The 24,511-nt window shown below is 71.6% G+C and carries 19 protein-coding genes; 7 read left to right on the forward strand and 12 right to left on the reverse strand.

All coding sequences use genetic code 11. The features are described 5' to 3' along the window. Positions 1-5 precede the first annotated feature (5 nt). Both sdhD and sdhC read right to left on the reverse strand, forming a co-directional pair. Entirely contained in the window at positions 6-404 is a 399-nt protein-coding gene (gene sdhD / locus ACFQPS_RS13890) for a succinate dehydrogenase, hydrophobic membrane anchor protein (protein ID WP_377359817.1), read from the reverse strand. Positions 405-417: 13 nt separating this feature from the next. Next, the gene (sdhC, locus tag ACFQPS_RS13895; protein WP_377359818.1) at positions 418-834 is read right to left on the reverse strand and encodes a succinate dehydrogenase, cytochrome b556 subunit; all 417 of its coding nucleotides are present in this window, start codon (positions 832-834) and stop codon (positions 418-420) included. Between the two features lie 294 nt (positions 835-1,128). Between sdhC and ACFQPS_RS13900 the strand changes: the two genes are divergently transcribed. Continuing rightward, positions 1,129-1,902 carry a GNAT family N-acetyltransferase gene (locus ACFQPS_RS13900; RefSeq protein ID WP_377359819.1) on the forward strand — a complete coding sequence of 258 codons (774 nt, stop codon included), beginning with the start codon at positions 1,129-1,131 and terminating at the stop codon, positions 1,900-1,902. Here ACFQPS_RS13900 and ACFQPS_RS13905 read toward each other — a convergent pair. The 4 genes from ACFQPS_RS13905 to ACFQPS_RS13920 all read right to left on the reverse strand — a co-directional run bounded on the left by ACFQPS_RS13905 (position 1,899) and on the right by ACFQPS_RS13920 (position 6,293). Continuing rightward, positions 1,899-4,037, reverse strand: coding sequence for a TonB-dependent receptor (locus ACFQPS_RS13905; RefSeq protein ID WP_377359820.1), 2,139 nt, complete (start codon positions 4,035-4,037; stop codon positions 1,899-1,901). The two genes, ACFQPS_RS13900 and ACFQPS_RS13905, sit on opposite strands and share 4 nt — an antisense overlap. Positions 4,038-4,197: 160 nt before the next feature. Next, positions 4,198-5,490, reverse strand: coding sequence for a pentapeptide repeat-containing protein (locus tag ACFQPS_RS13910; protein WP_377359821.1), 1,293 nt, complete (start codon positions 5,488-5,490; stop codon positions 4,198-4,200). 179 nt (positions 5,491-5,669) lie between these two features. Further along, positions 5,670-5,930 carry a hypothetical protein gene (locus tag ACFQPS_RS13915; protein WP_377359822.1) on the reverse strand — a complete coding sequence of 87 codons (261 nt, stop codon included), beginning with the start codon at positions 5,928-5,930 and terminating at the stop codon, positions 5,670-5,672. Between the two features lie 21 nt (positions 5,931-5,951). Further along, positions 5,952-6,293: an Mpo1-like protein gene (locus ACFQPS_RS13920; RefSeq protein ID WP_377359823.1), complete on the reverse strand. Its 342-nt coding sequence runs from the start codon at positions 6,291-6,293 to the stop codon at positions 5,952-5,954. A 138-nt stretch (positions 6,294-6,431) separates the two neighbouring features. Between ACFQPS_RS13920 and ACFQPS_RS13925 the strand changes: the two genes are divergently transcribed. Continuing rightward, a complete protein-coding gene (locus ACFQPS_RS13925) occupies positions 6,432-7,448 on the forward strand; it encodes an aspartate-semialdehyde dehydrogenase (protein ID WP_377359824.1) in 1,017 nt (338 codons plus the stop codon). 93 nt (positions 7,449-7,541) lie between these two features. Here the strand turns inward: ACFQPS_RS13925 and ACFQPS_RS13930 are convergent, their stop codons facing one another. Next, entirely contained in the window at positions 7,542-7,961 is a 420-nt protein-coding gene (locus tag ACFQPS_RS13930) for a hypothetical protein (RefSeq protein WP_377359825.1), read from the reverse strand. 109 nt (positions 7,962-8,070) lie between these two features. Further along, entirely contained in the window at positions 8,071-8,931 is an 861-nt protein-coding gene (pdxY, locus tag ACFQPS_RS13935) for a pyridoxal kinase PdxY (protein WP_377359849.1), read from the reverse strand. An 80-nt stretch (positions 8,932-9,011) separates the two neighbouring features. Here pdxY and ACFQPS_RS13940 point away from each other — a divergent pair, with 80 nt between their 5' ends. Next, positions 9,012-9,878: an HpcH/HpaI aldolase/citrate lyase family protein gene (locus ACFQPS_RS13940; protein WP_377359826.1), complete on the forward strand. Its 867-nt coding sequence runs from the start codon at positions 9,012-9,014 to the stop codon at positions 9,876-9,878. A 9-nt stretch (positions 9,879-9,887) separates the two neighbouring features. Here the strand turns inward: ACFQPS_RS13940 and ACFQPS_RS13945 are convergent, their stop codons facing one another. Then, positions 9,888-10,718 (reverse strand): trypsin-like serine peptidase, encoded by an 831-nt coding sequence (locus ACFQPS_RS13945; RefSeq protein WP_377359827.1) that lies wholly within the window; start codon positions 10,716-10,718, stop codon positions 9,888-9,890. A gap of 133 nt (positions 10,719-10,851) precedes the next feature. Between ACFQPS_RS13945 and ACFQPS_RS13950 the strand changes: the two genes are divergently transcribed. The 4 genes from ACFQPS_RS13950 to ACFQPS_RS13965 all read left to right on the forward strand — a co-directional run bounded on the left by ACFQPS_RS13950 (position 10,852) and on the right by ACFQPS_RS13965 (position 20,394). Further along, positions 10,852-12,354 (forward strand): AMP nucleosidase, encoded by a 1,503-nt coding sequence (locus tag ACFQPS_RS13950; protein WP_377359828.1) that lies wholly within the window; start codon positions 10,852-10,854, stop codon positions 12,352-12,354. A gap of 94 nt (positions 12,355-12,448) precedes the next feature. Further along, positions 12,449-14,305 carry an autotransporter assembly complex protein TamA gene (locus ACFQPS_RS13955; protein ID WP_377359829.1) on the forward strand — a complete coding sequence of 619 codons (1,857 nt, stop codon included), beginning with the start codon at positions 12,449-12,451 and terminating at the stop codon, positions 14,303-14,305. A gap of 74 nt (positions 14,306-14,379) precedes the next feature. Then, entirely contained in the window at positions 14,380-18,846 is a 4,467-nt protein-coding gene (locus tag ACFQPS_RS13960) for a translocation/assembly module TamB domain-containing protein (protein WP_377359830.1), read from the forward strand. Positions 18,847-19,086: 240 nt separating this feature from the next. Continuing rightward, positions 19,087-20,394, forward strand: coding sequence for an NAD(P)/FAD-dependent oxidoreductase (locus ACFQPS_RS13965; protein ID WP_377359831.1), 1,308 nt, complete (start codon positions 19,087-19,089; stop codon positions 20,392-20,394). 9 nt (positions 20,395-20,403) lie between these two features. Here ACFQPS_RS13965 and ACFQPS_RS13970 read toward each other — a convergent pair whose 3' ends face one another. The 3 genes from ACFQPS_RS13970 to ACFQPS_RS13980 all read right to left on the reverse strand — a co-directional run bounded on the left by ACFQPS_RS13970 (position 20,404) and on the right by ACFQPS_RS13980 (position 24,424). Beyond that, complete coding sequence (locus tag ACFQPS_RS13970; RefSeq protein ID WP_377359832.1) at positions 20,404-22,188, reverse strand: sensor domain-containing diguanylate cyclase; 1,785 nt, start codon at positions 22,186-22,188, stop codon at positions 20,404-20,406. Positions 22,189-22,392: 204 nt separating this feature from the next. After that, on the reverse strand, positions 22,393-22,833 hold the full coding sequence (locus ACFQPS_RS13975) for a c-type cytochrome (protein ID WP_377359833.1): 441 nt from the start codon (positions 22,831-22,833) through the stop codon (positions 22,393-22,395). 28 nt (positions 22,834-22,861) lie between these two features. Then, positions 22,862-24,424, reverse strand: a complete 1,563-nt coding sequence (locus ACFQPS_RS13980; protein WP_417715206.1) for a flavin monoamine oxidase family protein — start codon at positions 24,422-24,424, stop codon at positions 22,862-22,864. Between the last annotated feature and the right edge of the window lie 87 nt (positions 24,425-24,511).

Below are 24,511 nucleotides of genomic sequence, written 5' to 3' on the forward strand. Positions count from 1 at the left end.
GACCTTCAGGCGAGAGCGATCTTGAGGACGGCGAAGGCGCTGGCGACGGCCAGCAGCAGGCAACCGCCCTTGACCAGGGCGGCGGCCAGGGTCTTCACCAGCTTGGCCTGGACGTAGTCCTCCAGCACTTCCATCATGCCGTAGGCGGCGTGGTAGAAGATGGCGCCGATCGTCAGCAGCATCAGGACGGCGTTCAACGGCCGTTGCAGGAAGGCCACCACCTCGGCATGGCCGGCCCCGGCGAGCGGGATCAGCGACACCAGAAGCCAGAGCAGCAGCGGCACGTTGGCCGCGGCCAGCATCCGGTAGCCGAACCAATGGGCGGAACCGGAACGGGCGGAACCGAGGCCCCGGACGCGCCCCAGCGGGGTGCGGAAGCCGGCATCGGGCTGGTTGGCGGACATGGGTTCAGTCCCCTCACATGACGGAGAAGGCGACGATCGCCGTGGCGACCGTCAGGCCGATGGAGCCGCCCCAGACGAGGTAGCCGCCGCGGTAGACGGGCCCCAGTTCCAGGCCGTAGCCGGCGTCCCAGAGCAGGTGCCGCACGCCGTTCATGGCGTGGTACCAGAACGCCCAGACCCAGCCGAGCAGGCACAGCAGCCCCAGGGGCGAGCCGACGACAGCCTGCACCGTGGCAAAGGCCTCCGGACCCATGGCGGCGGCGATCAGCCACCAGGCCAGCAGCAGCGTGCCGGCGGCCAGCCCCACCCCGGTGACGCGGTGGGTGATGGAGGCGATGGCCGGAAGCGGCAGCCGGTAGACCTGGAGATGGGGGGACAGCGGCCGGGGGCGCCCCGACGTGGGCGTGGTGGCCGCGGATTGCTCGGTCATGGGTGGCGATCCTCGGGTTCCGGGTGCGTCCGGCTCTGTCGGTCCGGATTGGCCGGCCGGATGACCACGGTCCCCAGCGGCCGGACGGCCATGGGAAACGGGCTCCGCCGGCGGTGGGCAGGCAGTGCGAGTGGTTTTGTTGTTACCCGACCGGTCCGAGGTTCGTCAACGGCGCCGGCGCCACCCCGCAACAGAGTTGCCCGACCAAAGGGTTAGGCTGCATGACCATTGCCCGGGCACCGCCCCCCGGTTACCCTGGGTGCTTGTCCCTCCCCTCCAGCCCCGGGGACCGCCGTGGCCGCCCCTGACCAGACCACGCTGTCGGCCGAAACCGCGCTGCTGGAAGACCTGAGCCTGACGGCGTGGCCGGCCTTGAAGACGGTCCACCATGACGGCTGGCTGCTGCGCTTCTCCGGCGGGCACACGGGCCGGGCCAATTCGGTGAACGTTATCGCGCCCGGCGTGCTGCCGGTGGCGGAGAAGATCGCCTTCGCTGCGGCGCAATACCGCGCCCAGGGCCTGACCCCGCTGTTCCGGACGACGCCGCTCTGCCCCGACGACCTGGAGGGGGCGCTCACGGCCGCGGGATTCGCCCGACAGGGCGACAACGCCGTGCAGGTGCTGGACGGTCTTGCGGCCGATGCGCCCGCCGCGACCGCCGTCGCGCCATTGCTGGAGGAAGGCTGGCTCCGCGCCTGGCTGGCGATGGTGCCGGTGCCGGAAGCGGAACTGCCCTTCCTGCGCGCCATCCTGGCGGCGATCCCGATGCCCTGCCTCTATGCCACCGCCTGGGACAAGGGGCAGGCGGCCGCGGTCGCCCTGGGCGTGGTGGACCGCGGCCGGGTCGGGGTGTTCAAGGTGGCGACGCGGCCGGACCTGCGCGGCCGCGGCCATGGCGGCCGCGCGGTGCGGGCCGTGCTTGCCGCCGCCCGCCGGGAGGGGGCGCGGGGCGCCTACCTCCAGGTCGGGTGCGACAACGCCCCGGCCAACCGCCTGTATGCCCGCCTGGGCTTCCGCGCCGCCTACGGCTACAGCTACTGGCGGCCGGCCCCTGCCGCCGGGGGCTAGAACGCCCCCCGCAGCAGCACGCGGAAGTCGCGGCCGGGCTGCGGCACGCGGTCCTTCAGGAAGGAGGTGGAGAGCCGTACCTCCTCGTCGGTGATGTTGCGGGCCTCCAGCAGCAGGCTGATGTCGCGCCCCGCGAAGGGGTGCCAGTCCAGCGACGCGTTCAGGACGGTGTAGCCGTCCGTCGGCAGCTCGAAGGACGCCGTGCGGTCCTGGTCGTCGGCCCAGACCACCTCCGCCCGGGCGGCGAAGACGGGCGTTTCGTAAGACACGCCGCCGCGGAGCTGGAGCGGCGGGATGCGCGGCAGGGGCTCGTCCAGATCCTTGTTCCGGGTCCGGACATATTCGGCGGAGGCGTCCAGCAGCACGGCCTGGTCGCCGCTGCGCCAGACCGCCGCCCCCAGTTCCACCTCGAAGCCCCAGAAGCGGGCGTCGGCGGCGGAATACTGCGCCACCGGCAACCCGTCCTCCTCCGCCCCGGTGAAGGCCTCGTAGATGAAGCCGTCGAAGTCGGTGCGGTAGATGTTGAGGGCGCCGGTGACGGGACCGCCGGTCTTCTTCAGGGTCGCCTCCACGCCCACGGCCGTCTCCTCGTCCAGGGTCCGGTCGCCGACCTCGTAGATCCCGGTGGCGAGGTGCGGCCCGTCGGAGAGCAGTTCCTCCGCGTTCGGCGCCCGCTCGGTGCGGGACAGGCTGGCGCCCAGCAGCCAGCCGTCCGCGAAACGGTAGGCCGCCCCGCCGGAGAGGCTGAGGCCCGTGAAGTCGCGGTCGAAGCGGATGTCCGACGCCTCGACCGACTGCCGCTCGATGCGCGCACCGGCCTCCAGCGCCCAAGGACCGAGGTCCAGCCGCTGCGCCGTGAACAGGCCGTACTGTTCGGTCACGCTGGGCGGTACGAAGGCTTCCTCGCCGTCGGCGCGGAAGTCGCGGCGCTGGGCCTGGACACCGGACGCGCCGTCCAGGCTGCCGCCCAGCAGTCCCTGAACCGGCCGCTGCACCAGTTCCACCCGGCCTTCCCAGCCCTTGTTCTTGAAGACGGTGCCGACCTCGTCGCCCTCCAGTTCGGTGTGCTTGTAGTCGGCCCAGCCGAACCGCAGGCGGGTGGTATCGAAGACCAGGAAGTCGCGGTCGATCTCCCCGATCACGTCCAGGCGGGTCTGCTCCAGATCGATATGGACGTTCTCCTCCTCGCCATGATCGTGGTCATGGTCATGGTCATGACCATGGTCGTGATCGTGGTCTTCCTCCTCGGCGTGCCCGTGGGAATGCCCGCCGGGGATACCGTACCGGGAGTCCGTGCGGCCGACGCTGGCGCCCAGGAAGCCCCAGTCGCCGACGGCGCTCAGACCCAGGGTGCCGCCCTTCTGCTCCAGGTCACTGTTGTCCACGGTCCCGACCGGCCCCTGGTCGATCTCGTGGGCATGGCCGGCATGCTCCGCCGCCTCCTCGGCCCGCCGCGCGGCGGACCAGGCATGACCGTCCACCTCGAAGTCGTCGGCCTTGCGGTAGTAGCCGTCGGCATGCAGCACCAGGGTGTCGCCCAGCGCCTGATCCACGCCCGCCGCGGCCAGACGCTCGTTCGCATTGCTGCCGTAACCCAGCCGGGCCAGGGCCGCCGTGCCGCCCTCGGGCCGCGCCATCGGCACGCGGCCGTCCAGCACGTTGACGACGCCGCCGATCGCGTTGGAACCGTAGAGCAGCGCCGCCGGCCCGCGCACCACCTCGACCCGCTGCGCCGTGGCGAGATCGACGGCGGGGGCATGGTCCGGGCTGGTGGTGGAGGCGTCGATGGTGCCGATACCGCCGACCAGCACGCGCACCCGGTCGCCGCCCAGACCGCGGATCACGGGCCGGGACGCGCCCTGGCCGAAGGCGGTCTGGCTGACACCCGGCAGCCGGTCCAGCGTCTCACCGATCGAGGCCGACAGCGCCCGCTCCAACGCCTCCCCGGCCAGGACGGACGTGCCTTGCAGCACGTCGAAACGCCGCTGGCCGAAGGGCGAGGCGGTGATGACGATCTCCTCGATCCCCGTCCGCCCGTGCGGATCGGCCTCGGGGGTCTGCGCCTGCGCGACACCCGGCGCCAGCACGCCACCGCCCAGCGCCGCGACCGTCGCGGCTGCCCATGCGACCTTCATCGGGAACTCCCCTCGCAGAACGGGTCCGCCACCCGGCGGCCCGAAATGTGATGTTATAACGTATCGCTTCTTGGCAGGAAGACGGGCGCGCGTCAACGCCCAGCGAAGGCCGGCCGATGGCGGCGGAGACAGCGGGAGCGGGTGAAGGTGGCGGGGCCGGTCAGTCCTGGCGGACGCCCTGGAGGCTGGCCCCGTCGAGGACCGCGCCGTCCAGCCGGGCGCCGCGCAGGTCAGCCTGACGCAGGTCGGCGTCGGCCAGCAGGGCGCCGCGCAGGTCGGCGTTGCGCAGATTGGCCCCGGCCAGCCGGGCGCGGTTGAGACGGGTCGGCCAGCGCCGGTCGGGGGCGCCCAGCCCGACGAGGATACCCAGGTTGGCCCCCTGGAGGTCGGCCCCGGCCAGATGCGCCCGCTCCAGATTGGCGCCGCGCAGGTCGGCACCGACAAGTGCTGCGGAGTGCAGGTCGGCGCAGGACAGGTCCGCCATCACGAGATTGACCCCGGTCAGCAGGATGCGCCGGGCCAGCACGCAGGAGAGATTCGCCGCGGTGAGGGTGACGTGGCGCAGATCCTTGGCGGAGATGTCCCAGCCGGTCAGGTCGGCCCGCCGTCCCTCCCGCCCGGCGGTGTGGACCCAGGCGGCATGCTGATCCAGAACGTCGAACAGCGCCTCCGCCACCTCCGCCCCGCCGGGCAGCAGCGCGCCGCGGACCCGCAGGTCGGCGGTCCCGCGCGGATCGAGGATGGCACCGCGGAAGTTGGCCCCCGCCGCCTGCACGTCGCGCAACTGCGCATCGGTCAGCACGGCGCCGGCGAAGTCCGCCTCCTGGACCTGGGCGCCCTGGAGGTTGGCCCCCTCCAGATTGGCGCCCCGGAAATTGGCGCCGCGCAGGTCGGCGTCGCGCAGATCGACCCGCGCGAGGTTGGCGTCGGTGAAGTCCGCCCGCATGACGACGGCGCCGTTCATGCGGACCTCACTGAAGTCCGCCTTGGCGGCGATCAGGCCGGTGAGGTTCGGGATACGCCCGTCGAAGGTCTGCGGCAGCGGCCGGCCGCCGCGATAGACGGCCAGCACCGCCTCCCGCACGTCCGCCTCGCGCAGGCGGGCACCGGACAGGTCGGCCCCGCGCAGGATGATGCCGCGCATGTCGGCGCGGCTGAGATCGGCCTGTTGCAGGTTCGTCAGCCGCAGATCCGCGGCGAACAGGTTCGCGCCCTTGAGCCGGGTCCGGGCCAGCAGCGCCCGGTCGAAGCGGGAGCCGGTAAGGTCCGCGTCGGAGAGATTGACACCGGAGAGCGGCATCTCCGACAGGTCGCACAGGACGAAGATCGCGCGCTGGCCGCCGGGCCGGCCCTCCAGCAGCTTCTGGTGCCGTGCGACGGCCTGAAGCACCTCCGGCAGGGAGGGCCGCCGCCAGATCGGGGACTCGTCACCACCCTCGACACAGACATGCATGGACGGAACCGGCCTTCACGGACGCAAGGTGCGCCCGGAGAGGACATTAGACCGGCACGGCCACGCCGTTGGGAAGCGGGAAGTTTAGCAAAATGCGATCCGTCCGCCCGGCGGCGTCAGCCGGTGACCCTGCGGCGTCAGCCGGTGACCCTGCGGCGCAAGCCGGTGACCCTGCGGCGTCAGCCGGTGAACCTGCGGCAGTTCGACACCATGGTGGTGTAGAGCGTGCGGATCAGGTCGGACGGGCGCAGCCGACCGAAGGGGATGTTCTCGACCGCGTATTCCACCAGCGTCTCGGGCGGGCGCAGCGGCACCACCTCGTAGCCCGCCCGGCGCAGCCCCTCGACGACCGCCTCGGCCTGCTTGACGTAGTTCTCGTTGAACAGGGTGCGGTCCGCCCGCTTGATGGACTGGGCGATGGTCTCAACGATCGACGGCACCGGACCGCATCCCCTTTCAGATCAAGCCTCGGCCGAAACCCCGGCCCGCCGCAGTTCCCCGTCCAGGCGGCCGGCCAGGAACAGGAAGAACATGCGGAAGTCGCTGACCAGCGACCACAGCGGATAGGTGAAGGTCGCCGGACGGTTCCGCTCCACCGTGGCATGGGACAGCCAGGCGAAGAAGTAACCGCACAGGGGCAGGCCGAGCAACCAGAGCGGCCGCCCGGCCACCAGCGCGTAGATGACACAGGCCAGCCCCAGGGCCGTGCCCGCATAATGGAAGGCACGGGTCGCTGGCCGGCTGTGTTCGCGCAGGTAGAAGGGCCAGAAATCGGTGTAGGTCGTGTAGAGGCGTTCAGCCATGGACGCATTCCTCCCGCCGCCTGAGCGCGGACGTCGGATTCTTGTCAAGACGACGCCCGATGGATAAGTCAGGATGCAACCCGCGGCTTGTCAAGCCACGGACTGTTTCGGTCGAAACCGTCAACAGGGAACGGGAAGATGGGCTACAAGGTCGCCGTCGTGGGCGCCACCGGCAATGTCGGGCGCGAAATGCTCCAGATCCTGGCGGAGCGCAGCTTCCCCGCCGACGAGGTGGTGGCGCTGGCGTCCGAGCGCTCCGTCGGCCAGGTCGTCTCCTTCGGCGAGGACGACGAGCTGCGGGTCCAGGACCTGTCGAGGTTCGATTTCAAGGGCATCGACATCGTTCTGTCCTCGCCGGGGGCCAAGGTGTCGGCCGCCTTCGCGCCGCGCGCCGCCGAGGCGGGCGCCGTGGTGATCGACAACACCAGCCAGTTCCGCATGGACCCCGACGTGCCCCTGGTCGTGCCGGAAGTGAACCCCGGCGCCATCGCCGGCTGGTGCAAGAAGGGCATCATCGCCAACCCGAACTGCTCCACCATCCAGATGGTGGTGGCGCTGAAGCCGCTGCACGATCTGGCGACGATCCGGCGCGTCGTGGTGGCGACCTACCAGTCCGTCTCCGGCGCCGGCAAGGACGCCATGGACGAGCTGTTCACCCAGACCCGCGCCATCTACGTCAACGATCCGGTGGAGCGGAAGAAGTTCACCAAGCAGATCGCCTTCAACGTCATCCCGCACATCGACTCCTTCATGGACGACGGCGCCACCAAGGAAGAGTGGAAGATGGTGGTGGAGACGAAGAAGATCCTGGACCCGAAGATCAAGGTCGCCGCCACCTGCGTGCGCGTGCCCGTCTTCATCGGCCATTCCGAGGTGGTGAACGTCGAGTTCGAGCGCCCGATCACGGCAGACGAGGCCCGCCGCGCCCTGCGCGCCGCCCCCGGCGTCTCCGTCATCGACCACCGCGTGGATGAGGGCTATGTCACCCCGGTCGAGGTGGCGGGGGAGGACAATGTCTTCGTCAGCCGCCTGCGCGAGGACATCACCGTGGAGAACGGCCTCTCCATGTGGATCGTCGGCGACAATCTGCGCAAGGGCGCTGCGCTGAACGCCGTGCAGATCGCCGAGACGATGATCCGCGACGGTCATCTCTGACCGCCGCCCGGACGGCATCCGGAAGCGACAACGGCGGCCCGAGGGCCGCCGTTCGCGTTTCTGCGGAACCTCCGCCGGGGCGGGGGCCGCGGATCAGCCGCGCAGTTCCACCAGCAGGTCGCAGGTCGGCGTGCCGAGCCCGCGGTTGAAGAAGCGCACGATCATGCCGGTGGCGTCCTTGACCGGCAGGGTGGTCGACTGGCCCGGCGCCATCTCCAGCCGGCGGCCGGTGGTGGCGAGGGCGGATTCGGTCAGGCTGTATTCCAGCACGCAGCGCCGGTTGCCCTCATTGTGGAAGACCGCTTCGCCGGGACCGGCGATGCGGAACTCGTAAGAGCGGCCGCGCTCGAAATCGACCCGGCCGCGGCAGGGATTCTCCCGCCCGACCTCGCAGCCGAACTCCCCCGTCGGCCCCGCGGGTGCGTCTCCGACCTGGGCTCCCCCCTGGGCCGCGGCCGGCAGGGCTGGCAGCGCAAGGAGCAGGACGAGCGGCAGGAAGGCGGTACGGACCATGGTGCGACTCCGGAAACCGTGCTGCCGATGGGGGTAGCGCGGGCACAGGGGTGGTGACAAGCGAAAGCGACCGCGGCGGTCCCGCGCAGGGAAGACGGGTCCGGCGACGTCAGCGCACCTTCTCGGGCACGAACAGGCGGCGCGGACGCACCAGCTCCTCCTGCGCGGCGATGAGCTGCAACTCCCGCCGGCCGGCCGCCGCCGTGGCGGTGAAGACGGCATAGATGGCGGAAGCGGCATGGCCCAGCGCCTCGGCAGGGGAGCCCGTCTCCAGCAGCTTCGCCAGGAACAGCGCCGCGGTGGCATCGCCCGCCCCGTTCGCCGGCGGGGTGAGGTCGAGCCGCGGCGTGGCGACGATCCAGGCGCCGTCCGGCGTGTCGAGCAGCATCTCGATCCGGTCGGCCGGCGCATCCCGCCGGGCGAGGCTGGTGACCAGCGCCAGCCGCGGTCCCAGGGCGCGCACGGCCGCCGTCGCCTCCAGTGCCCCGGCGAGGTCCTCCACGACACGGCCGGAGAGGTATTCCAGCTCGAACTGGTTGGGCGTGATGATGTCCGCCAGCGGCACCGCCCGGTCCCGGAAGAACTCCGGAATGCCCGGACGGACGAAGAAGCCGCGGCCGACATCGCCCATCACCGGATCGCAGCACCAGACGGCCCTGGGGTTCAGCCCCTTGACCCGCACCACCGCGTCCAGCACGACCGCCCCCAGGGCGGCATCGCCCATGTAGCCGGTCAGCACCGCATCGCAGCCGGCGAGCCCGCCGCGCGCCGCCACCCCCGCCAGGATCTCCGCCACATGGTCGGGCGGGAAGACGGTGCCCGTCCAGGCGCCGTAGCCGGTGTGGTTGGAGAACTGCACCGTGTTCACGGCGATGGTCTCGCAGCCCAGCCGTTCCAGGGGGAAGACGGCGGCGCGGTTGCCCACATGGCCGAAGGCGACGTGGGACTGGATGGTCAGGATGGTCGTCATCACGGTCCGGGTCAGGCTTTCCTGATCCGACCCTACCGCCTAGGATGCCCGCCGAGAACCCTGGACCCGGGAGATCCGCCATGCACGACCGCCCCCGCCGCTCCGTCCTCTACATGCCCGGTGCGAACGCCCGGGCGCTGGAGAAGGCCCGGACGCTGCCCGCGGACGGGCTGATCCTGGACCTGGAGGACGCGGTCACCCCGGAAGCGAAGCCGCAGGCCCGCGCGCAGGTGGTGGCCGCAGTGCGGGCGGGCGGCTACGGCCGGCGCGAGGTGGTGGTGCGGGTCAACGGGCTGGACACGCCCTGGGGCCACGCCGACCTGACCGCCGCCGCGACCTGCGGCGCCGACGCGGTGCTGCTGCCGAAGGTGGAGACGGCGGAGGCCCTGCGTCAGGCGGAGCGGGTGCTGGCCGCCGCCGGGGCGCCGGAGAGCCTCGCCCTCTGGGTAATGGTGGAGACGCCGCGCGGCGTCCTGAACGTGGCGGAGGTCGCCGCCGGTTCCCCCCGCCTCGCCTGCCTGGTGATGGGCACCTCCGATCTGGCGAAGGACCTGCGCTGTGCCCACACGCCCGACCGGCTGCCCTTCCTGACGAGCTTCGGCCTCGTGCTGCTGGCCGGCCGGGCGAACGGACTGGCCGTGCTGGACGGGGTGCATCTGGACCTGGACGATGCCGAGGGGCTGGCGGCCGCCTGCCGGCAGGGCCGGGAGCTGGGCTTCGACGGCAAGACCCTGATCCACCCCAACCAGATCGAGGCGGCGAACCGCGCCTTCGCCCCGACGCCCGACGAGGTCGCCCGCGCCCGCCGTCTGATCGCCGCCCATGCCGAGGCGACCGCCGCCGGCAAGGGCATCACGGTGGTGGACGGCAAGCTGGTCGAGGCGCTGCATGTGGAGCAGGCCCGCCGGCTGGTCGCGCTGGCGGAGGCCGTGGGCATCGACGCCTGACAGCTGCCGTCAGGGCGGGGCCGCGGGCGGCGGCGGGAGCGGACTGCCCCCCGCGGACAGCCGTGCCAGCGCCTCCGCGAAGGCGCCGGCGGAGACGGCGGCGTTGTAGCCGGCACTGGTGACGGCAACCTGCACCGCCACCACGGCAAGGTCGTCGCCGCTGCCGCTGAGGATGGCGGAGCCGCTGTCCCCCGGCACGGCGTCGCAGTCGTGCAGCCAGAGGTCCGGGTCGGCCCGGCCCTGCGCCGTGGCGATGCCGCTGCCGATCCCGGTCAGGCCGCAACCGGCGGCCCGCATCGGCAGGTGCGCCCGGTCCTGGCCGTAGCCGATGCGCGACAGGGTATGCCGGCCCAGCGCCGCCTCCACCGCCGCGGCGGAGAGCGGGCGCACCGGCACCGGCCGCAGCGCCACCGGCGCGTCCAGCAGCAGCAGCGCCCAGTCGTGGGAGACGGTGGCAAGGCTGGCGCCGCGCCCGGGCCGGTAGCCCGGCCCCACCTCGTAGGAGGCGCCACGGGCGTGTACCGCGAACTCCCCCCGCTGGTAGCCGGCCACGAAATGAAGGGTGTGGGGCGGCACGAACAGCCGCGTGCGGGGGTGCAGCAGGCAGTGCGCCGCCGTCAGCACCAGCCGCGGCGCCACCAGCGTGCCGGTGCAGAAGCCGCCGGCCTCCCGGTTCACCCGGCCGATCGCGGTGTAGGGCCAGACGTCGGGCTCGAACGGCTGGCGGTCGTCGGTCCCGATGATGCCGGGCAGTGCCGGCCGCTGCGGGGCGGTCTGGGACAGTGCCGGCCACGGCGTCAGCATCGCGGCCAGCAGCGGGAGGAGGAGAAACCGGGGCATCCGCATGGAAGCCACCATAGCCCCGGCCGGCCGGTCACGGCCATCCCCCCGGACGACTCACATCCCGCTTGACCGGACCGTGCCGGAATGAGAGGGGACGAGGGTGAAGAAAAGAAAAGAAGAGGAGGACGACGTGCCTGGCACGGTCGAACACACGAAGATCGAGAGTTTCCAGGATGCCGAGGCGGCCCTGCGCCGCGTCGCCGAGCTGTACGATGCCGCCGCGGGCCACCTGCGCGACCGCTTCGCCGCCTTCGCCGGCGGCGCCGACCTGGGCGGGCGGGTGCGGGCCTGCTACCCGTTCGTACAGCTCCGCGTCCAGCACGAGCCCCGGGTGGACAGCCGCCTCTCCTTCGGCTTCGTCGCGGCCCCGGGCCTCTACCGCACGACGCTGACGCGGCCGGACATCTTCGGCCACTATTACCGCGAGCAGTTCCGGCAGCTCCTGGTGAATCACGCCGCACCGCTGGAGGTGGGGGTTTCCGACGTCCCCATCCCGATCCAGTTCGCCTTCCCGGAAGGCATGCATGTCGAGGGCAACCTGGACCCCGAGCGCCTCTACCAGCTCCGGGAGTTCTTCGACCTGCCCGACCTGTCGCTGATGGATGACAGCATCGTCAACGGCACCCATGTGACCCCGCCGGGCGAGCCGGAGCCGCTGGCCCTGTTCACGGCGCCCCGGGTGGACTACAGCCTGCACCGGCTGAAGCACTACACGGCGACCAGCCCGGACCATGTGCAGAACTACGTGCTGTTCACGAACTATCAGTTCTACATCGACGAGTTCGTGCGCCGCGGGCACGAGATCATGCAGCCCGCCGACGATCCGGCCGTGGCGGAGTACCGCCGCCAGTACATCGCCTTCGTCGAGCCGGGCGACCGCGTCACCTGGAACCAGGCCGTCTATCCCGGCCGGGCGCCGGAGGGCGAGCGGGCGGCGCGGCTGCCGCAGATGCCGGCCTACCACCTGAAGCGAGCGGACGGGAACGGCATCACCATCGTCAACATCGGCGTCGGCCCGTCCAACGCCAAGACGATCAGCGACCACATCGCCGTGCTGCGCCCGCATGTCTGGCTGATGCTGGGCCACTGCGCCGGCCTGCGCGACACGCAGCGGCTGGGCGACTATGTGCTGGCGCACGGCTATGTCCGCGAGGACAAGGTGCTGGACGCCGACCTGCCGACCTGGGTGCCGGTGCCGCCGCTGGCCGAGGTGCAGGTGGCGCTGGAAGGGGCCGTGGCCCGCATCACCGGGCTGGAGGGCTACGACCTGAAGGCGATCATGCGCACCGGCACCGTCGCCACCATCGACAACCGCAACTGGGAGCTGCGCGACTACCGCGAGCCGGTGCAACGGTTCAGCCAGTCCCGCGCCATCGCGCTGGACATGGAGAGCGCCACCGTCGCCGCCAACGGCTTCCGTTTCCGGGTGCCCTACGGCACGCTGCTGTGCGTCTCCGACAAGCCGCTGCACGGCGAACTGAAGCTGCCGGGCATGGCCAACCGCTTCTACCGCGAGCGGGTGGACCAGCACCTGGCCATCGGCATGCTGGCGCTGGAGATCATGCGCGACTACGGGCTGGAGAAGCTGCACAGCCGCAAGCTGCGCAGCTTTGTCGAGGCGGCGTTCCAGTAGGCGCGGGGTCGGGGCCGGGAGGCGCGCATCCGGTTTTTCGCCCCATTTCACCGGACAGAGTGTCCTCCCGCCGCCCGCGACCGTTATGTCCGACATGATCCCATTCCCGACGGCCCGACCGGCCGGCCCCCCGATCCGTCGCCTGCCCCTGCTGGCCTTGCTGGCCTTGTCGCTGCTGACCGTGGCGGCGGCGCCGAAGGCCACGATGGCCCAGGAGACCCCCTACACCGTCGAGCTGACCGGGCTGGAAGGGGCGGGTGAGCTGCGCGGGCTGCTGGAGGAGGTATCCCGGCTGGTGGCGCTCCGCGACCAGCCGCCCCCCTCACCCATCGGCCTGCGCCGGCGGGCCGAGGCGGACCGCGACCGGCTGGCCGCCGCGTTGCGGTCGGAGGGGTATTTCGCGGCCGTGCTGGACATCGACGTGGAGACGGGCGCCAGCCCGGCCACGGTTACGGTCCGGGTCCGGCCGGGGCAGCGCTACACCATCGGCAGCGTCTCCGCCCGGGCCCCGTCGGGAGAGGAGCTGCCGGGTGGCGCGATCACGCCCGGGGACCTGGGCCTGCCCGCCGGTTCCCCCGCCCGCGGCGCCGCCGTGCTGGATGCGGAGGACCGGCTGCGCGCCCGGCTGGCGGCGGAAGGCTACGCCTATGCCCGCGTGCTGGACCGCAAGGTGCTGGTCGATCACGCGCGCCAGGCCATGGACATCGACTTCACGGTGCTGCCGGGCCCCCTGGTGCGGTTCGGGGAGGTCAGCGTGAGCGGCCTGGACACCGTGGGGGAACTCGCCGTCCGCCGCCGCCTGCCCTGGAAACGGGGCGACCGCTACGATCCCGCCCTGATGGACAAGGCGCAGGAGTCCCTGACGGAACTGGGCGTCTTCAACAGCGTCCGTCTGGCCCTGGGAGCGGAACCGACACAGGGGACGGAAGCCCCGGTGAGCGTCGTCGTGCGCGAACAGGACATGCGCTTCATCGGCTTCGGCTTCGACTATTCGACCTCCGAGGGGTTCGGCGCCAACGCCTACTGGGGCCATCGCAACCTGCTGGGTGGGGCGGAGCGGTTCCGTGTCGGCGCCGAAATCTCCGGCATCGCCCGCGATGCGAACCTGAACCCGACGGACTACGACTACAATCTGAACGTGCTCTACCGCGAGCCGGATTTCCTGAGCCGGGGCCAGTCGCTGTCCCTGTCGGGCGAGATCCTGTCGGAGCGGCCCGACGCCTACCGGCGCGACGCCATCGTGCTGTCCGCCATCGTCGAACGTCCGCTGACGGACAGCCTGACCGGCAGCCTGGGCGTCACCTTCGAACAGTCGCGGGTGGAGGACGGGCTGCGGGAGACGACGAACACCCTGGTCGGCGTGCCCGCGGCGGTGACCTGGGACCGCAGCAACGACCTGCTGAACCCGACCTCCGGCTTCCGCCTGAGCGCGCTGGTGACGCCCTATGTCGTGCCCTTCGGAGACAGCGACAACTTCACCATCAGCCGCCTGACCGGCAGCAGCTACTGGGACCTGACCGGCAGCGGTGATTATGTGGCGGCGGGCCGCATCTCCTACGGCAGCATCTTCGGCTCGACGCTGGCGGGAGTGCCCGCCGACAAGCGGTTCTATGCCGGCGGCGGCGGCTCGATCCGCGGCTACGGCTACCAGGAGGTCGGCCCGAAGGACCCCGACGGCGACCCGCTGGGCGGCAAGTCGCTGATCGAGGCGAGTGTCGAGCTGCGCATCAAGGTGACCGACAGCATCGGCATCGTGCCCTTCGTGGATGCCGGCAATGTCTACGACGAGACCTTCCCCGATTTCGGGGAGGAGCTGCGCTGGGGGGCCGGCATCGGCGCACGCTACTACACCGGGATCGGCCCGATCCGGGTGGACTTCGCCGTGCCGCTGAACAAGCAGGAGGGCGACTCCAGTTTCCAGTTCTATGTCAGCATCGGACAGGCGTTCTGACGCCGACGGGGCCGCTCCGGGCACGGCATCCCGCCGGGTCCGCGTGAAACGAAAGAAGAAGGCGGGAAAACCGGATGCATCCTGCACTGCGTTGGACCCTCTGGATCGTCGGAACCCTGCTGGGTCTGGTCGTCCTGGCCGTGGCCGGGGCGCTGGTCTGGCTGTCCACGCCCGGCGGACGGGAGACGGTGCTGGCGCAGGTGGAGCCGCTGGTCCCCGGGCTGGAGATCGAGGGGGCGGAGGGCGGACTGTTCGACCTGGGCGTCGCCCGGCTGACCCTGGCCGACCGCGAGGGCATCTGGCTGACGGTGGAGCAGGCGCGGCTGGACTGGTCGCCGCTGGAGCTGCTGACCGGCTCGGTTCGGGTGAACGCCCTGACCGCGGGCCGTGTCGCGGTCGCACGCGCGCCCGTTTCCGATCCCGACCCGGAACCGGAGACCGACGCCGCCCCCTTCACCCTGCCGGTGGCGGTGGACGTGGACCGGCTGGCACTGGAGCGGGTCGAGCTGGGGGCGCCCCTGCTGGGCGGCACGCCCGCCCTGCTGACGGCCGGGGGCCAGGGCAGCCTGCCCGCCGGCCGGCTGGGCGGCAGCGTGGACCTGCGCGTGGAGCGCATCGACGAGAGTCCCGGCACCGCCGCCCTGCGCGCGACCTACGTGCCGGAGACGAGCCTGGACCTGGATCTGCGGCTGGCCGAGCCGGCGGGCGGCGTGCTGGCCCGGCTGCTGGAAATCCCGGGCGGGCCGCCGGTGGACGTGACCGTCACCGGCGAAGGCCCCCTGACGAACTGGACCGGCCGCCTCCAGGCCAGGGCCGGCGACGTCGCCAGCGCGCGCGGGGAGGCCCGCATCCGCCCGACGGGCGACGCCTTCGCCTTCGGCCTGGACCTGTCCGGCGACGTGGCGGCCCTGGCGCCGGAGACGGTCGGCGGCCTGCTGGGCCGCACGGTCACGGTCGCCGCCGGCGGGCTGCTGCAACCCGGCGAGCGGATCGCGCTGGACGGCTTCACCGTCACTGCCGCGGCGGGCACCCTGGCCGGCCAGGGCGTCTACGATCTCGCGGCGGACGAGATCAGCGCCGGCCTGATCTTCAGCGCCGGAACCGGCTCCGCCCTGCACACGGTCCTGACCGAGCCGGTCTTCGGCAATGCCCAGCTCGTCGCCCACGTCAAGGGACCGGCAGCCGGCCCTTCCATCGTCGCCAGACTGACCGCCGACGATCCCGCCTGGCGCCAGTTCGGGGCGGAGGCGCTGGTGCTGGATGCGACGGTGGAACCACAGGAGGGCGGCTTCGGGCGGCTGGCGGTGACGGCCACGGCGACGCTCCAGGGCGCCATGACGGGGGATGCACGGCTGGCTCCCCTGCTGGCCCCGAGCACGATCCTGTCGGCAGGCGGCATGGTGGAGACGGCGGAAGGGCTGGTCCGGCTGGACAGGCTCTCCCTGGATGCCCCGGCCCTGGATGCGACCGGCAGCGCCACCCTGCGCGGCTGGGGGACGGAAGCCGAGGCGACCCTGCGCCTGACGGCGGAGAGTCTGGCGCCCCTGTCGCCGCTGGCCGGCACGGACCTGTCCGGGGCGCTGGCGGCGACGGCGGGGATCACCCGCCGGAACGGTGTGCTGACGGCGGAGATCGACGCCACCGGCCGGAAGCTCGCCACCGGGATCGCCGCCGCGGACGCCCTGCTGGGACCGGAGACGACACTGGCCGGCCGTGTCGTCAGCGACGACGCGCTGCGCGTCCCCGCCCTGTCGCTGAAGACGGGACACCTGGCGCTGTCCGGCACGGCCCGGCTGGAGGCCGGCCGGCTGACGGCGGAGACGAAGGCGACGCTGGCCGATCTCGCTCCGCTGGGAAACGCGCTGGGCACGCCGCTGGCGGGCTCGGCGCAGCTCACCGCCCGGATCGCGGGACAGACGGAGGCCCTGGGCCTGGAGGCGACCGGCAGCGCCGCCGACCTTGCCGTTCAGGGCCGCCGCTACGGCGACGCCACGCTGGCGCTTGCCGCCACCGGCCTGCCGGCCGCCCCCGCGGGGACCCTCACCCTGGAGACGCAGGTGGAGGGCGAACCGGCCCGGCTGTCCGGTCGCTTCGCCCTGGCCGGGGACAGCCTGCGCCTGTCCGACCTGGGGCTCCAGGTCGCGGAGAACCGCATCACGGGCGACGTGGTGGCCGACCTCGCCGCCCGCACCGCCGACGGCACCCTGACCGCCGCCCTGCCCGATCTGTCGCCGCTGGCGGCCCTGGCCGGGCAGGACCTGTCCGGACGGGGCGACGCCCGTCTTGTGCTGACCACCCGACGCGGCGGGCAGCGGGTGGAGCTGGAAGCGACCCTGCGTGATCTGGACCGGCCCGGCGCCGACCAGGGCGCCCGCCGGATCGCGCTGTCCGGCAGCATCAGCGACGCGGTGACGAAGCCGACTCTGGACCTGCGCCTGAGCGGCAGCGGCATTCGCGCGGCCGAGACGATTCTGGAACGCCTGGAGGCCACCGCCCGCGGCCCCCTGACGGCCACCGCCCTGACGATGGAGGCGGCGGGCCGGCAGGCCGGGCAGCCCCTGACCCTGACCGGGGCCGCGACCCTGGGGCAGGACAGGGATGCCACCCGGATCGCCCTGGAGCGGCTGTCCGCGGCGCTGGGCGGCACCCCGCTGCGGCTGACCAGGCCGGCAGTGCTGGCCTTCGGCGACGGAAGCCTGCGGGTGGAAGGGCTGGCGCTCGCCTCCGCCGACGCCCGCATCGCGCTGGAGGCCGATCTGGGGCCGCGCCGTTTCCAGGCCGACGCCCGGCTGCGCTCGGTACCGCTGGCCCTGCTGCGGCTGGCCGACCCGACCCTGACCGTGGACGGAACCCTGGACGGAACCCTGACCCTGGGGGGAAGCCCGGCCGACCCGACCGGCGACCTGCGCCTGACCATCGCGCGCTTCCGCGTCGCCCCGGCGGAGGAGACGGTGATCGCCCCCGTGGACATCCGCATCACCGGCGACTGGCGTGGCGGCCGGGCGCGGGCGACGGCCGAAGCGAAGAGCGACGCCGCGACCTCCGACCTGACGGCCCGTGCCGAACTGCCGCTGGTGCTGGCGGCACCCCTGTCCTTCGCCGTGCCGGAGGGCCGTCCGGTCTCCGGCAGCCTGGAAGGCACCCTGGAGCTGTCGCAGCTCAACGACCTGCTGGCCGCCAGCGGCGACCGCATCGCCGGCCGGCTGACCGCCGACCTGGATCTGACGGGCACGGTGGGGAATACCGCCCTGGCCGGAACCGCCAGCATCGCCGGGGGACGCTACGAGAACCAGACGCTGGGCACCGTCGTCCAGGAGATCCAGGGCACCCTGGTCGGCGACCCGGACGGGCTGCGCGTGCGCGACCTGCAAGGCCGCACGCCCAACGGCGGCCGGGTCGAGCTGAGCGGCGCCGTGCGCCTGGACCCCGCCTTCGGAGACCGCCAGATCGACCTGCGCCTGCTGGCCGACCGCGCCCGCGTGGCGCAGACCGACCTGGTCAGGGCCGATGCCGACGCCGACCTGACCCTGCGCGGCAGCTTCGTGCAGGCGCTGCTGTCGGGCGGGGTGCGTATCCGGCAGGCCAATGTGAGCATCCCCGACCGGCTGCCGCGGCAGGTGGTGGACCTGGAGATCGAGGAGGCGAACAGCCCCGGCGCGGCGGAAATGGCCCGGTCCATGCGGGTGCCCGGGCACAAACCCCCGGCTGGCCGCAGCGCTCCGGACCGTGGCGGCCTGGACCGGCCGGCGGCCCCGGCCGGAGACGCGCCTCCGCCGCCGACCGCCGTGGCCGAGACGGCGCCCGCGGCCCCTGCGCCCGATACCGGCATCCGGATCAACCTGAACCTGGACGTGCAGGCCCCGAACGAGATCTACATCCAGGGCCGCGGCGTGGATGCCGAGTTCAAGGCCGACCTGGACGTGCGCGGCTCCACGGGCGAGCCGCTGGTGGTCGGCGCCATCACCCTGCTGAAGGGGCAGGCGGACGTGCTGGGCCAGACCTTCGCCCTCAGCCGCGGCATCCTGACCTTCACCGGCGACGGTTCCCTGGAGCCGCGGCTGGACCTGGAGGCGCGCGCCGAGCGCGGCAACCTGACCGCCATCATCGCCGTCAGCGGCACCCCGTCCAAGCCGGCGGTGAAGCTGACCTCGGAACCGGCCCTGCCGGAGGACGAGGTGCTGGCCCGGCTGCTGTTCGACCGGGGCCTGGGCGACCTGTCCGCACTGGAAGCGGTGCAGCTTGCCCAGAGTGCCGCCCAGCTCACCGGCGTTCTGGGCGGCGGTCCCGGCGTGCTGGACGATTTCCGCCGCTCCCTCGGGGTGGACCGGCTGGAGCTGCGCGGCTCGGAGACCGGCGAGGGCCTGGGCACCGTGGCCGCCGGACGCTACATCGGCGACGAGGTCTATCTCGGCGTGGAGCAGGATCTGGGCACCGGCGAGAGCCGCGCCACGGTGGAGTACGACGTCACCGAGGCGATCCGCCTGCGCGGCGAGGTCGGCCGCGAGAGCAAGGTCGGCGTCCAGTTCCAGTGGGATTACTGATCCCAGTCGGATCACCGGGCGGCCAGAACCGGCCACGGCCCCATCTGCGCAGGCGCGAAGGCCCTGCCGGTTCGTTCATGTCGTCTTGTCAGGTTCGGACTGTCGTGTTATTTCTTATCTGCGAAGCTCCGAAGATAACAAAAAGACAAAGGCAAGATACAAAAAGGAGCGGCTCGGGCTGGCTCCGCCAGTCCCAGGGGAATGGCACGGCGGGTATCCGCCACCCGATGGGAGGAACGCATGGCCGAGATCGTGGTCCTGGGCGCGGGCCTGGGAGGAACGCTGGCAGCTTTCGAAATCCTGCCGACCCTGAGAAAAGAAGACCGCCTGACCGTGGTCGGTCAGGGCCGGACCTTCCACTTCGTCCCGTCCAATCCGTGGATCGCAGTCGGATGGCGGGACAGGCAGGACATCGAAGTCGATCTGGACAACGTCATGGCGCGCCGCCGGATCAGGTTCGTCTCCACCGGCGCGGAGCGCCTGCATCCGGCGGAAAACCGGATCGACCTCGCCGACGGGTCGTCGCTTGGTTACGACTATCTGGTGATCGCCACCGGACCGGAGCTGGCCTTCGACGAGGTTCCGGGCCTGGGACCGGAGGGCTTCACCCATTCCATCTGCCACATCGACCACGCCGTGAAGGCGAAGGAAGCCTTCGACCGCTTCCTGGCGAAACCCGGCCCGATCATCGTCGGGGCGGCGCAAGGGGCCTCCTGCTTCGGTCCGGCCTACGAATTCGCCCTGATCCTGGATACGGAGCTGCGCCGCCGCCGCATCCGCGACCAGGTTCCCATGACCTTCGTGACGGCAGAGCCCTATATCGGGCATCTGGGACTGGACGGGGTGGGGGACACCAAGTCGCTGCTGGAAAGCGAACTGCGCAACCGGCACATCAAATGGATCACCAACGCCCGCATCCTGGGGGTGGAAGCGGGCAGCATGAGCGTGGAGGAACTGACCGACGACGGCCAGATCCGCAGGACCCACGCCCTGCCCTTCGCCTATTCCATGATCCTGCCGGCCTTCCGCGGCGTGGCGGCCCTGCGCGGTGCGGAAGGGCTGGTGAACCCCCGCGGCTTCGTCGTCGTGGACGCCTACCAGCGCAATCCGACCTTCCCGAACGTGTTCGCCGTCGGCGTCTGCGTGGCGATCGCGCCGACGGGGCCGACACCGGTGCCGGTCGGCGTGCCGAAGACCGGGTTCATGATCGAATCCATGGTCACCGCCACGGCGGAGAATCTGCGCTGCCTGCTGCGCGGCAGGCCGGCCCACAGCCAGGCGACCTGGAACGCCGTCTGCCTTGCCGATTTCGGGGACGGCGGCGTCGCCTTCGTGGCTCAGCCCCAGATCCCGCCGCGCAACGTCAACTGGTCGTCCAAGGGCCGCTGGGTCCACTGGGTGAAGATCGGCTTCGAGCGCTACTTCATGAACAAGATCAGGGGCGGACGGAAGCAGCCCTTCTATGAGAAGCTGCTGCTCGACCAGCTCAACATCCGCCTGATCAAGTCGCGCCCCGATGTCGTCGCGGAGCCCGCCGGACAGGACTGAGCAGACGTCTCAGGCCAGGTGGACCTGGTTCCGGCCGGCTGCCTTGGCGCGGTAGAGAGCGGCGTCCACCCGCCGGAACAGGGCGTCGATGCTCTCCCCCGGGGTGGCCTGCCCGACGCCGATGCTGACGGTGACGCCCCTGCCCACTGGCCCGACGCTCCCCGGCCCGAGGTCGGCGATGGACAGCGCGGCGACGGCCCGGCGCAGGTCAGAGGCCAGGGCCTGCGCCGAGACGGCATCCGTCTCGGGCAACAGCAGGGAGAACTCCTCCCCGCCCCAGCGGGCGAGGCAGTCCACCTGCCGCGAGCGCCCGGCCAGGACGCCCGCCACCATCTGCAACGCCCGGTCCCCGATGGCGTGGCCGTGCGTGTCGTTGAACTGCTTGAAATGGTCGATGTCGATCAGCAGCAGCGAGAAGGGCCGGCCGTAGCGCAGGGCGCGCGCGGCCGCTTCCTCCAGCGCCTGTTCGAAGCGGCGGCGGTTCCAGACGCCCGTCAGGGGATCGTTCAGCGCCGCCTGCTCCAGCGACGCCTCCAGCCGCTTGCGCTCGGTGATGTCCAGCAGCACGCCGTTGATGGAGACGGTGCCGTCCGGTCGCGGCCGCGGCCGGGCACGGCCCAGCAGCCAGCGGCCGGCCCCCGGGGCATCGCCTGCCGCTCCGTCCATCTCCGTCTCCGGCGGATGGACATGGAACTCCTGGTCCCAGGCCACGCCCTCCCGCGCGGCCCGACGCAGCCCGTTCAGGACGCCGATCCACTGCTTGCGGCTCATGGCGCCTGCCAGCATTCCGGGCACCGTCAGATCGGCCCCCGGGGGCAGCCCGACCAGCGTGTTGGCGGCGGAGCTGAAATAGGTCGGCAGCACCCGGCCGTCGGGCCGGACCTCGGCCTGGAAGACCGCCCCCGGCAGGGAGTTGGTGAGGTCGGTGACCCGCGCGTCGCGCTCCTTCTCCTCCGTCAGGTCGCAGAAGCTGACGACGACCCCGACGACCCCGTCGCGGCCGCGCACGGGGCTGGCCGTGATCCGGGCCGGAAACGGCGATCCGTCCCGACGGAAGAGGGGGCATTCGAGGTCGCGCACCGGCTCCCCCGTCGCCGCGACCCGCAGAACGGGATGCGGCGCGGCCCCGCCGGGGCCGAGAAAGCGGCCGATGCCGCCGCGCATCAGCTCGCTCTCGTGGCTGTAGCCGAAGGCCTGCACTGCGGCCGGATTCACGAAGGTGACGTTGCCCAGGAGATCGATCCCGCAGACCCCGTCCTGGACGCTTTCCAGAAGCAGCCGGTTGAACAGCTCGGCTTCGATCACCGCCGTCACGTCATGGATGATGCAGAGCAGCAGACGCCGGTCCTGGAGATGGATGGGGCCGGCATAGACCTGGACGTCGCGCAGCGAGCCGTCGGCCATGCGGTGGCGGAACTGCTGGGGATAATGCCCCCCGCTCCAGGAGGAGATTTCCCGCATCACCGGCAGGACGGAACGGTCCAGGGTGTTGATGTCCCAGACATGCAGGGTCCGGAACCGCTCCCGGCTGTGCCCGTAGAACTCGGCCGCCTTCGGGTTCACATCGACGATGGCGCCGTCGCGCTCCGGGTCGATCAGGAGAATCGGGGCGGCGTTGGTGGCGAACAGGGCGTCGAAGGTGGAGTCGCCCGTGACCGGAGGGGCCGGAGACGGCGTCCGGTCGGGGCCGGCCTGCACCGGCCGCAGTCTGGCGCTGCCCGCCTGCGGGGCATGGCTTTCCTGCTGGGCACGGCTCTGGGGCCCCCTCCTGATCCAATCGATTCGACCGGTCATGCTGCCCGCTTCAACCAAGGGTGTCTGGGATTAGTTTAGCTCAAAATTAGCACTCCTTTGCAGGAAGGAAATATGAAGCATGCGCATTTATGCGCAATGACGGCAGAGGGGGGGATCGGTGCGGACGGATCATGCCGGCGCGCGGGGGCACGGGCGGGCGCATCGGCATCACCGCCGCCGATCCCGGACCCCGCCGCCCCACCTTCAGTTGTGCGCCGCCTGCCGGGCCGCCGCCACCTCCTCGACCGGGACGGGATCACCGAACTGGTTGCCGAAATGGGTGCGGACATAGCCGACCACGGCGCTGATCTGCGTGTCCGAGAGGAAGGAGAAGGACGGCATCGCCTTGCGCCCGTTCACCACCATGGAGACCGGATAGGCCGTCACCTCCAGGTTGGGATTCGCGGCCAGAGCGGGATAGGCGCCCGCACCGGCCGCCCCCTCCCCCGTCGGCATGTGACAGCCCTGGCAGATGGCGCGGTAAAGCTGGCCGCCATCGCTGTAGGCGAAACGGTCCGGTGCCGCGAAGGCGCTGGACTGCACGTCGGTGGACTGTGCCGCCGCCGTCCCGCCGGCGGCGAGCGCCGCAAGGAGTGCCGCTGCGCCGAGCAGTCCGGGCAGCGTCTGCTTCGTCATCTGGGTCATCGTCGGGTTCATCGCTCTCCCCTTCCGGTCAGGTCTTCGAGGGCGCGGGCTGCGCCACGATGCGCTGGTGCAGGCGGGTGATGGCATCCAGGGCCGAGGTGACGGCGCCTTCCTGCCAGGCCGGCAGGTAGGAGGCGTGCTCGCCGGCCAGCAGGACACGGCCGTCGATCTGGCAGAGGTTCCGGTAGTGCTCCGCCCGGGTCTTCTCGGTCCAATGGCCGAAGCAGCCCATGGTCCAGGGCACGCGGTGCCAGGCCACGGCGACGCCGCAGTCGAACTCCTCCCGGTACTGCGGATGGATCTGGGCACCGAACTCGACGGCCCGCCGGACCCGCTCCTCCGGCGGCATGGCGCTGAATTCGTAGGCGTAGGGGCCCCAGGCATAGGCACCGAGCAGCACCGCCTTGCCCTTGGAGCCGTAGCCGGTATTGGGGTAGCCGATCAGCGAGATGGGCAGGTCGGTGTAGCTCATCCCGCCATAGATGGCGTCGTCCTGTTCCCAGAAGCGGCGCTTGAACTGCAACCCGACCTTCAGGCTGGCCTCGTAGGGAACGGCGGCGATGGCGTGCGCCATGGCCGGGCTCACGTTGAGCGGGATCTGGCTGAGGACCGAGAGCGGGATGGTGCAGAGGCACCAGTCGGCCCGGGCCATCTCCGGAGCGCCGCCCTTGCCGTCGTCGAAGCTGACGGTGACGCCGCTCTCATCCTGGTGGATGCCGCGGACCCGTGCCCCGTAGCGGATCCTGTCCTTCACCTGCTCGGCCAGGGCATAGGCCACCCTGTCCATGCCACCCACGGGCTGGAACAGGGTGGTCTGGAACTCCAGTTCGTTGCCGGCGGCGATCTGGCGCCAGAGGCCGGAGCGCAGGATGTCCGCGAAGCCGATCGGCTCGGACGGGACCGGCTCGCCCGACAGGCCGCCGCCGGGCGGCTTGGCGAAGCCCCGCCGCATGCTGGACTCCCCGCCCGCGCGGTAGAGCATCTCGCGGTCGAGCGCCCCCCAGTCGCGCAGCGCTTCCAGCAGGCGCTCGGTGTCCTCCTTCTCGACCAGACCGTCGAGCGCCCCCTTGTGCGCGAGCTTGGCCAGCAGGTCCGCCACATGGCCCTGGAAATCGGCCTCGACCTCGCGGTAGCGGACCGGCCGGCCGCCGAAGGCGTCCTTGGAATGGACGTAGGCGTTGTAGTTGACCTGGGTGAAGGGCTCCAACGGAACGCCCAGGGTCATGCAGTAGTGCATCACGCCATGATGATGGTGGGGGATGCGCCAGGGGCCCGGATTGACATAGTTGCCGGGATCGAAGCCGACCGTCTGGGTGAAGCCGCCCAGCTCCGTGTAGACGTCGCCGCCGCGCAGGGTCCAGCAGCGGCCGCCCGGCCGGTCGCGGTATTCCAGGACCTGGACCTTGTAGCCCGCCTTCGACAGCTCATAGGCCGCCACGAGGCCGGCGACGCCAGCCCCCAGGATCAGCACGGAGGCCCCGGCGGGCGCCGCGGACAGCGCCGGCGGTCCCTTGAACTCGGACTCCGCGGCCAGTCCCAGGCTGCTGGCGGCCTGGTACATCAGCGAGCTGCCGGCCGACAGGCCGATCATGGCCAGAAGACGCCGGCGCGTCAGGGGACCACGGACCGCGGCACCGATGGGATGGGAAGGTGATGGGAGCATTCCGTAACCTCGAAC

It is taken from the genome of Rhodocista pekingensis (assembly GCF_042665545.1).
Lineage (GTDB): Bacteria > Pseudomonadota > Alphaproteobacteria > Azospirillales > Azospirillaceae > Rhodocista > Rhodocista pekingensis.